This window comes from Corynebacterium sp. (assembly GCF_012837295.1).
Lineage (GTDB): Bacteria > Actinomycetota > Actinomycetes > Mycobacteriales > Mycobacteriaceae > Corynebacterium.
The window spans coordinates 1-8997 of sequence record NZ_DURI01000262.1; the positions used below are offsets into that span (position 1 = coordinate 1).

Here is an 8997-nt window from a genome sequence, read left to right on the forward strand (position 1 = left end):
ATTCGTCGCGGTCGACCTCGTCGCCGGTGCGCAGCATCGCTGACCTGTCCAGGTAGGACTGGGGCGTGCCCAGGCCGTAGATGCAGGACACGGAGCTCACGACGACCACGTCGCGCCGCGACAGCAGTGCCGACGTGGCGGAGTGGCGCAGGCGCTCGACGTCTTCGTTGATGGACGAGTCCTTCTCGATGAAGGTGTCCGTCTGCGCGATGTACGCCTCGGGTTGGTAGTAGTCGTAGTAGCTGACGAAATACTCGACGGCGTTGTTCGGCAGCAGCGAGGACAGTTCGTTGGCCAGCTGGGCGGCCAGCGTCTTGTTCGGCGCCATGACCAGCGTCGGCCGCTGCATCTTTTCGATCAGCCACGCCGCCGTCGCCGACTTGCCGGTGCCGGTGGCGCCCATGAGCACCACTTCCCGCTCCCCCCGGGTCAGGCGCTCGGACAACTCGGCGATGGCCTGGGGCTGGTCACCGGACGGCTCGAAGTCGCTGATGACCTCGAAGTCTCCGCCGGCGCGCTCGATCTCCCCGACGGGCCGGAACTCGGAATGGGCGACGACCGGTTGTTCTGCTGCGAAGGCCATGAGCACAGCCTACAAGCGCCCGGCCACCATCGCACACCCGTTCGCCGCACGCTGGCTCCTCTCGCCGGATCAGGGCCGATGCAGTGCCGTCTGCAAGCACAGGCTATCTTCACTTCCAGCCAGCGTTGCGGGGTCACTACCCCGCGGGGAACCCGGTGCGAATCCGGGACTGTCGCGCAACGGTATGGGGCGAAACTCGCCTCGAGTCCGGATACCCGCTGGCGCATCCCGGCGTTATTCCCCGGGGTGGTCATCCCCGGACCCCGCGAAAGGGTCCCGACCGAAAGGCAGGTCCGTACGTGACTGCATCGCGTTTCCCGTTCCGCTCCCCGGTGAGCACCATCAGCGCACTCGCAGTGGTTGCATTGGCGTTGACGTCCTGTTCCGCAGGCGACGTCGGTGACTCTGCCGGAAAGCCGGCACCCCACGAAACGACCGGGGCATACCCCGTTACCCTGGCCAATTGCGGCCGAGAAATCACGATCGACGAGCCGATCGAATCCGCGGTGGCTCTCAACCAGGGCATCACGGAGATCCTCTTGTCCATGGGGCTCGACGATCGGGTAGCCGGCACCGGCACCTGGACCGACCCGGTGAGGGAAAACCTCGCCGAGGCCAACGCCGACATTCCGAGACTCTCCGACGACAACCCGTCGTTCGAGACTGTCCTCGGCGCCGAACCGGATTTCGTCGCCGCCTCCTTCCACAACACCCTCGATGACACCGGTTCCGGCTCGTTCGATCAGTATGCCGAGCTCGGTGTGCCCGCGTACCTGGCGTCGACCGAGTGTTCCAAGGCCAACTTCGATGGCGACGGCGCCCGCGAGAATAAGCTGTCGATGGACGCGATCTACCGGGACGTCCGGGACCTCGGCGTACTTTTCGACGAAGTCGAAGCGGGCGAAGCCCTCATTACCGAACTGGAAAGCCGAGTGAAGGCCGCATCGGCGCACAAGGCCGCCCCCGGTACGACTGCGGCATTTTGGTTCGCGAACTCCGAGGCGCCGTACATGGCGGGCGGGGTCGGGGCTCCCCAGATCATCGCCGATGCACTCGGCGTCGAGAACGCCTTCGCCGATTCGGACCTGGAATGGCCCCAGATCGGTTGGGAAGCGATCGCTGCCCAGGACCCGGATGTCCTGGTCATCGGCGACCTGACCCGGAAGTCCCAGACCGCCGAATCCGCGAAGGCGAAGATCGAGTTCCTCGAGTCCCATCCCGTGGCCTCGCAATTGCGGGCCGTGAAGGAGAAGCGCTACATCGCCCTTCCCGGCGCCGATCTGAACCCGTCCATCCGCACGGTCGACGGCATCGAAACGGTCGCGGCGAAGCTCGCGGAATTCGGGTTGCTCGGTTGATGCTGAAGGTCATGCCCACGGCGAAGGCCACCTGGGTGCCCATCGCAATCGCGGCGTTGCTGTTGGCCGTGTTGCTCGCGTCAGTGTCGTACACGATTACCTTGGGGCCCTTGCCGGTCACGTCCGGCCAGGTATGGGGCGTCGTGGCCCACCACCTCGGAATCGGCTCGATGCCGGATGGGGTTTCCGAGCTGCAGGCCGCGGCGGTGTGGAGGGTCCGGGTCCCGCGCGCGCTGCTCGCGGCGCTTGCGGGCGCGGGGCTCGCGCTTTGCGGGGCGCTGCTTCAATCCCTGTTGCGCAATCCACTGGCCGATCCGTACATCCTCGGCATCAGTTCGGGGGCGTCGGTCGGCGCCGTCGCGGTCATCGTCCTCGGAGCCGGCGTCGCCACGGTCGGGTTGACCGGCGGAGCCTTCATCGGGGGCGTCGCCGCCTTCGCGATGATGCTCGGATTGGCCCGTCTCGCGGGCGGCACCACGGACAAAATCATACTCGCCGGAGTGGCCGCCACCCAGCTCTTTTCCGCGTTGACCTCGCTGATCGTCATGGTTTCTGCCGACGCGGAGACGACCCGCGGCGTGCTGTTCTGGATGCTCGGTTCCCTGGCATCGACCTCATGGGCGGACGTGTTCATCGCCGCTTGCGTCGTCGGGGTCGCCGCGATCGCCGCAATGGCGCGATCGGCTCACCTGGATGCCTTCACTTTCGGCGAAGATTCCGCCGCCGCCCTCGGCGTCGACGTGGCGAAACTGCGATTTCTCCTGCTCACGCTCACTGCGGCGGTGACGGCGACGCTCGTCGCATCCTCCGGAGCGATCGGTTTCGTCGGGCTCGTCGTTCCGCACATCGCACGAATTCTGGTCGGCCCGGTGCACCGCACAATGCTGCCGATGACGGTCGTCGTCGGCGCAATTCTGCTCGTTTGGGTCGACGCATTGGCCCGCACCATCGCCGCACCACAAGAGATTCCCGTCGGCGTCTTCACCGCCATCATCGGCGTGCCGGCGTTCATTGCGGTTTTGCTTCACGCCTCGCGAAAGGAGAGCACGCGATGACGAACGCCCCCGTAGCCATCGGATGCGCGAACATCACGGTGTCCGCCGGAGGAGCGACGATTCTCGACGACGTCTCGATTACCGCCGAAGCGGGTGAGAAGGTGGGCATCATCGGACCCAACGGATCCGGCAAGACGACGCTCATGAGGGTCCTGTCCGGACTGCTCTCTCCCGACGACGGCACCGCCAAAGTTGGCGACGACGACGTTTCGAAGCTGCCCCGCCGCGACGTCGCCAAGAGGCTCGCCGTCGTGGAGCAATCCGGCGGAGTGCCCTGGGACCTCTCCGTGCGGGACATCATCGGGCTCGGGAGGATCCCCCACCACCCGTCGTGGCGTGGACCGGGGCCACGGGACCGGGAAATCATCGACGCCGCCGCGAGATCGACGAACGTCGAGCACCTGCTCGGACGCCGCTGGCGCGAACTATCCGGCGGCGAGCGCCAACGGTGCTCGATCGCCCGCGCCTTCGCACAGGAGACGCCGGCGCTCATCCTCGACGAACCGACGAATCACCTCGACATTCGGCACCGGCTGGAGGTCCTCGACCTCGTACGGTCTTCGCCCGCGACGGCTGTGCTGGTACTCCACGACCTCAATCTGGCGGCGATGTTCTGCGACCGGATCATCGTTCTGCACGGCGGGCGGGTAGTCGCGGACGGTGGGCCGCAGTCCGTGCTTACGCGGGATCTCATCGAGTCCGTCTTCGGCGTGACCGCCGTGATCGGCGCCGAGAACGGCCGGCCCACCGTGAGTTTCCTCGACCCTGCGGCGGCGCGAGCCATTGGCCTCGACACACCATCTATTGCTTGATCAGCTCACTCACCAGGTGCTGCTGCATCGGCCGGCCGACGGCGGCCATGCCGAACTCGGTGACCAGTTCCGTGCGGCCGACGTCGAGCACCCAGGTCCGGGCGGTGGCGTCGACCTGCTTGGCCGTTCCGGAGTTCACCACGGTCGATTGGTCCATGACGATGCTCAGTTCACCGTCCGCACCGGCCTCGACCCGCCCCTCGAGCACCTCGGTCTGGCCGGTGGGCTGGGCCAGGATGAATTCGACGCGGCCGTCTCCGAGCGGCCGGAAGAAGCCGCATTCGGTGTGCATCGGCCGGCTCTCGGCCCCGGCCGTCTTCTGCTCGTAGCGCAGGAAAGGCTTGCCGGGGATCGACGCGAAGGTCAGCGTCTCGTTGTACCGGAAGGAGTCGATGGTCGGGTAATGGCCGCGACCGGGGCCCTTCCACGTGCCGATGAGGAACTCGAACTCGGCGATCAGGGGATGAAGGTTCATGCCCCCGAGGGTACCGAGTTCCCCGCCGGACCTCGCCCGCGGCCGCACCCCTGTCGGCGGCGGGCGAAGCCGCTACCCCTGCGTCGCCAGCAGCTCGTCCGGGGTCTCCGGCAGGTCGGCGGTGAGGGTCTTCGCCTCCCCCTTCAGGTCGACCACGTGGACCTTCTTGGTGGCGGGATCGGTGACGTAGGCGACGTCGCCCTCGACGGCCAGCGCCGGGCGCGGGTCCTGCCACTCCTCGGACTCCTCCCAGGCGTCGATGACGTCGATGGTCTTGACCACCTTCGCCTGCTCCGCGTCGATGAGGTGCAGCTTGCCGTCGGTGCCCAGCACCACGGCCAGGCCGTCGTCGTTCATGCCCAGCGAACGGAACGTGTAGGACGTGCCCAGGTCGACGAGCTTCAGCTCACCGGTTTCGGCGTCGATGATGGAGACCTTCTCGGGGCGCTCCAGCTCGTCGTTCTCGGCGGCCTTCTCGTCCGACTTGTAGTCGCCGAGGACGTACTTCGACTCGGTGGAACCGGCTTGGTTGCCGATGCGGCCGTACGCGTTGGGCGACTTGACCTTCGTCACCTCGCCGTCGCGATAGACCAGGCCGCCGTCCGCGCAACCGACGAAGACGCCGGCGGCGGTTTCCTCGGCGCCGTGCGCGCCGGGGCACTCCTCGAAGCGCTTGAGCTCCTTGCCGTCGGCGTCGACCTGGGCGACGCCGGTGCGCTTGCCGTCATCGTCGGCGATGGTGACCATGTACGTCCCGTCCTCGCCGAGCACCGCGATGCCGTGGTGGGCGGGGACGCGGAAGTGATCGATGGCGTCCATGCCGGTCAGCCGCAGGGTGGTGACGTCGCCGGTCTCGTCGTCGAAAAGCACGGCGGCGTCGTCGCCGGCGACGACGTGGCCCGGCTTGGCCGCATCGACCCCGAAGCCGGTGAACAGCGGGTCTCCGGCGTAGTGGTGCGAGTGGTCGCCATGCGGCTTGGAGTACGAACCCATGTCGAGGGCGCGGAAGCCCTCGTCGGTGGACACGAACACGTGGCGGCCGTCGCCGGCGGAGTTGAGGCGCAGGTAGCCCTCGGCGGGCAGCTCGGCGAGCACCTCGGGCCGTTCACCCGCATCGAGGTCACCGGCATCGAGCACCATGACGCCGCCGTCGTAGCTGATGGCCAGCCGAGCCTCGGCGTTGCGGGTTTCGGAGACATCGGCGGCGGTGGTCGCGGTAGTCACGGCCGGAGTGCGGGCCACGTCCCCCGAGGTGCCCTCGGCACCATCGGCGGCGACGTCGTCATCGGAGGAGCAGGCGGCGAGGAAGAGCGAGGCGGCGGCGAGTGTGCCGACCGCAATCTTGTTGTTGAACATGGATTGCATTAGAGCATTTGTTGCAAACCTTTTTCAACTACGCCGCAGCTGCGCACGTCACACGCATCGATCAGCCGACGACGAGCACCCCGACAAGGCCGATGCCCGCGACGACGACGGTGACCAGCGCCGCCATGGCGAACGGAGCCGCCCCGACCTTCCGGATCAGCGAGAACTTGACCCCGACCCCCAACGCGAACATCGCGGCGCCGAGAAACAGCTGCTCGGCGACGCCGGCCACATCGATGACGCCCTGCGGAACGACCCTGGTGGAACGCACGACGACCATCGCCAGGAAGCCCACGACGAACAACGGCATGATCGGCGGCAACGTCATCTCGCCGACGTCGCCGCTCGCATCCCCCTTCTTTCCGCGTTCTCCGGCGGAGCTCGATCCGGCCGCGAGAATGCGCCGGCGCTCGCCGATCGAAATGAAAGCCATGACCGGTGCGAGCATGAGCACGCGGCCGAGCTTGATGATGACCGCCGCTCCCAGTGCCGGCCCGCCGATCACCCCGCCGATGGCCACGACCTGGGCGACCTCATGGACCGACGCGCCGGCCCACATGCCGATGATCATGTCGTCGAGCCCGAAAAGGTGCCCGAGCGCCGGCAGCAGCGGGATCATGAGCGTGCCGAAGATGACCACGAGCGCCACGGCCGTCACCACGGATTCGCGCAGTCCGGCACCGGAACCTTCTCCTCCGCCTTCCGTGGTGCCGTTGCTTTGCGACGACCGCCCCTCCCCGCTTTCGTCGTTTGCGCCGAGAACGCCGGCCAAAGCCGCGACGGCCGCGGCCCCGCAGATGGAGAAACCGCAGGCGATGAGCAGCCGCAGCCGACGGTCGATGCCGAGCGCCGACCCGATGGCCACGCCGGCCACGATTCCGCCGACGACCACGGCGATGACGGTGAGGATCATTCCCGCCCCCAGGTCGGCGACGTCGTGAAGCGACAACCGCAGGCCCAACAGGGCGATGCCGATCCGAAGCACCTGCTTCGCGGCGACGGCGAGGCCCGGATCCACGGCGGCGGGCACACGAACCGCATTGCCGACGACGACGCCGAGGACGACCGCGACGACCATCGGACTGAGCACCGAAAATGGCTCGGCCACCACGTACGCGGCGGCGACCCCCGCGGCCGCGAGCGCCAACCCGGGCAGGACGTTCGTCGGGGACTGCGCTGTGATTTTCAAGGACACACCACGAGTGTCGACCACCCGCAGGAGATCCGGTAGCCGCCGAATCCGTCCGAGGGCATACGATTTTGATATGACCGTCCATCCGACCGCAGCCGACCGTCAGCCCGACCTCGCCGCGATGCACTTCACCGCCCAACACCTCATCGGCCTGCGGTTGCTCGCCGCCGCCGACGAACTCGGGAGCCTGGGGGCCGCGGCCAGGGCGACGGGAATGGCGCAACCCAACGTCAGCCGCGCCATCGCCGCCCTCGAAGACACCCTCGGCGCGCCGCTCCTCGACCGCAGCCCGCGGGGATCCACCGCGACGGCATTGGGCAAGTCCGTGATCGCGGCCGCCGCTCCCCTCTTCGACGCCGCCGCCACGTTCCGGCGCGACGTCACGTCCCTCCTCGCCGACGACTCGGCCCCGTTGCGGGTGTCGGCGAGCATGACCGTCGCCGAACACCTCATGCCGGGGTGGCTGTCGACGTACCGGCGGCGACATCCCGACGCCGACGTCGGCCTGAGAGTGCGCAATTCCGAGCGGGTCTTCGACGAAGTCCTCGCAGGCACGTGCGACATCGGTTTCGTGGAAACGCCCCTGGCCCGCAAGGACCTCAACGCGACGGTGATCGCCGACGATCACCTCGTCGTGGTCGTCGCCCCCGGGCACCCCTGGGCGGGGCGCGGCCGCAATGCCGTGGGCTCGGCCGCGGATGCGCCGCCGACCGGGGAATTCGCCCTCGGCCCGGTCACGGCCGCCGAACTCGCGGCCACTCCCCTCGTCCTGCGCGAACCCGGTTCGGGCACGAGGACGTTCCACGACCGGGCGCTGGCCCCCTGGAACCCCGCGCCGCCCGCAGTCGAACTCGGCAGCAACGCCGCCGTGGCCGCCATCGTGCGGGCCGGCGGCGAACCCGGAGTGCTCAGCGAGCTCGCCGTCGCAGACGCGGTGGCCCACGGTGAACTTGTCGTCGTCGACGTCGACGAACGGCTCGATCTCCACCGCCACATCCGCGCGGTGTGGCGAGGAACCGGCGGCCCTGGCCGCAACGCGAGGGAGCTCATCGACATCGCGTCACGGTGAGAAAAGCCGTCGGGCCGCCGTCGGAGATCCCTCAGGCGCCGGCAACCCGGTCGTCGAAGTCCGGAGTCTTCTGGCGGACCAACGACACCGGATTTCCCGGGTCGAGGCTTTCCCAATGTGCGCCGACGTGCTTATACGGCGCGTCGCCGATCTGCGGCTCGCCGTCGAGGGTGAGTACCAGCCGGTTGCCGCTGAGCACGGACCCGACGACGCCGACGCCGAACTGACGCGTCACGCGGGCCACCTCACGGTCGATGCGGCCGGGCGGGCGCACCGGCTGCGGCTCCACCAGGCCCTCGATGCCGGTCATGGGCACCAGACGGGTGCGCCAGATCTTGTCGACCTGCGTGATCAGCGCCTGCTCGGTTCCGGAGTTGTCGATGACGACGTCGGCGGCCGCCAGCCGTTCTTCGTCGGAGATCTGCGCGGCGATGCGACGGCGCGCATCGGCCTCGTCGACGCCACGGCTCTCCACCAGACGCTTGACCCGCACGTCCACCGGCGCATGCACCACGAGAACGATGTGGCAATCCGCCGCCAGATCGTTTTCCACCAACAGCGGCATGTCGTGGACGACGATGTCCCTCGCACCGGCCTCGGCGAACCGCGCGGCGGTGCGCTCCGCGATCCGCGGGTGCGTGATCGCGTTGAGCATCGCCGTCTTCTCCTTCGACGTGAACGCCCGATTGGCCAGCCTGCTGCGCAACAGGCGGCCCTCGGAGTCGATGATGTCGCGACCGAACGCGTCGACCAGCTCCCGCAACGCCGGCTGACCGGGTTCGACGATCTCGCGGGCGATGGCGTCGGCGTCGATGATGACGCAGCCGAGCTCGCGCAGTCGCCGGGCCACGGACGACTTGCCGCTGCCCATTCCTCCGGTCAATCCAACTTTCAACATGCCCGTCACCATATGCCATGCGGCGGACACACGAGATAAAGGCACGCGACTTTGCGCCTGGCGCAACACATTTGAGAGAAACGTCACCGTTGCTTGACGACCGCCGGCCGACATCCGTCGCCAAGCGACCCAACCCGGAAACGCCCGCGCCCCCGCGACGTCCCGCCCACCGCGGCCAAAAAGGCCCCGG

Annotated in this window: 9 protein-coding genes and 1 riboswitch; of the genes, 4 read left to right on the forward strand and 5 right to left on the reverse strand. The window is 68.1% G+C overall.

Annotated elements, in window-relative coordinates:
* A partial coding sequence (locus tag GX015_RS08630; protein WP_291344383.1) for a DEAD/DEAH box helicase family protein occupies positions 1 to 583 on the reverse strand: 583 nt, incomplete at its 3' end.
* Positions 584 to 686: 103 nt separating this feature from the next.
* Positions 687 to 821: riboswitch (cobalamin riboswitch) on the forward strand.
* A gap of 268 nt (positions 822 to 1089) precedes the next feature.
* Between GX015_RS08630 and GX015_RS08635 the strand changes: the two genes are divergently transcribed.
* The 3 genes from GX015_RS08635 to GX015_RS08645 are packed head-to-tail and all read left to right on the forward strand — an operon-like array spanning position 1090 to position 3808.
* Positions 1090 to 1941 carry an ABC transporter substrate-binding protein gene (locus GX015_RS08635; protein ID WP_291344384.1) on the forward strand — a complete coding sequence of 284 codons (852 nt, stop codon included), beginning with the start codon at positions 1090 to 1092 and terminating at the stop codon, positions 1939 to 1941.
* An 11-nt stretch (positions 1942 to 1952) separates the two neighbouring features.
* Positions 1953 to 2996, forward strand: coding sequence for an iron chelate uptake ABC transporter family permease subunit (locus GX015_RS08640; RefSeq protein ID WP_291344386.1), 1044 nt, complete (start codon positions 1953 to 1955; stop codon positions 2994 to 2996).
* Positions 2993 to 3808 carry an ABC transporter ATP-binding protein gene (locus tag GX015_RS08645; protein WP_291344388.1) on the forward strand — a complete coding sequence of 272 codons (816 nt, stop codon included), beginning with the start codon at positions 2993 to 2995 and terminating at the stop codon, positions 3806 to 3808. The genes GX015_RS08640 and GX015_RS08645 overlap by 4 nt, the downstream gene beginning before the upstream one ends.
* Here GX015_RS08645 and GX015_RS08650 read toward each other — a convergent pair.
* The 3 genes from GX015_RS08650 to GX015_RS08660 form a co-directional block, all read right to left on the reverse strand.
* Positions 3798 to 4283 carry an FABP family protein gene (locus tag GX015_RS08650; RefSeq protein ID WP_291344389.1) on the reverse strand — a complete coding sequence of 162 codons (486 nt, stop codon included), beginning with the start codon at positions 4281 to 4283 and terminating at the stop codon, positions 3798 to 3800. The two genes, GX015_RS08645 and GX015_RS08650, sit on opposite strands and share 11 nt — an antisense overlap.
* 72 nt (positions 4284 to 4355) lie before the next feature.
* Positions 4356 to 5639 (reverse strand): hypothetical protein, encoded by a 1284-nt coding sequence (locus GX015_RS08655; protein WP_291344391.1) that lies wholly within the window; start codon positions 5637 to 5639, stop codon positions 4356 to 4358.
* A gap of 70 nt (positions 5640 to 5709) precedes the next feature.
* The gene (locus tag GX015_RS08660; RefSeq protein ID WP_257995856.1) at positions 5710 to 6843 is read right to left on the reverse strand and encodes a putative sulfate exporter family transporter; all 1134 of its coding nucleotides are present in this window, start codon (positions 6841 to 6843) and stop codon (positions 5710 to 5712) included.
* Positions 6844 to 6913: 70 nt separating this feature from the next.
* On the opposite strand from GX015_RS08660, the gene GX015_RS08665 reads away from it, so the two are divergent.
* Positions 6914 to 7909 (forward strand): LysR family transcriptional regulator, encoded by a 996-nt coding sequence (locus tag GX015_RS08665; RefSeq protein WP_291344394.1) that lies wholly within the window; start codon positions 6914 to 6916, stop codon positions 7907 to 7909.
* 31 nt (positions 7910 to 7940) lie between these two features.
* On the opposite strand, the gene coaE is transcribed toward GX015_RS08665, so the two are convergent.
* Entirely contained in the window at positions 7941 to 8807 is an 867-nt protein-coding gene (gene coaE, locus GX015_RS08670) for a dephospho-CoA kinase (protein WP_291344396.1), read from the reverse strand.
* Positions 8808 to 8997 lie beyond the last annotated feature (190 nt).

What these genes read in the sequence shown, in the direction of transcription:
- GX015_RS08640 (WP_291344386.1), top strand. Translation starts at nt 1,953, where the DNA reads ATGCCCACGGCGAAGGCCACCTGGGTGCCCATCGCAATCGCGGCGTTG.
- GX015_RS08645 (WP_291344388.1), top strand. Translation starts at nt 2,993, where the DNA reads ATGACGAACGCCCCCGTAGCCATCGGATGCGCGAACATCACGGTGTCC.
- GX015_RS08650 (WP_291344389.1), bottom strand. Translation starts at nt 4,283, where the DNA reads ATGAACCTTCATCCCCTGATCGCCGAGTTCGAGTTCCTCATCGGCACG.
- GX015_RS08655 (WP_291344391.1), bottom strand. Translation starts at nt 5,639, where the DNA reads ATGTTCAACAACAAGATTGCGGTCGGCACACTCGCCGCCGCCTCGCTC.
- GX015_RS08665 (WP_291344394.1), top strand. Translation starts at nt 6,914, where the DNA reads ATGACCGTCCATCCGACCGCAGCCGACCGTCAGCCCGACCTCGCCGCG.
- coaE (WP_291344396.1), bottom strand. Translation starts at nt 8,807, where the DNA reads ATGTTGAAAGTTGGATTGACCGGAGGAATGGGCAGCGGCAAGTCGTCC.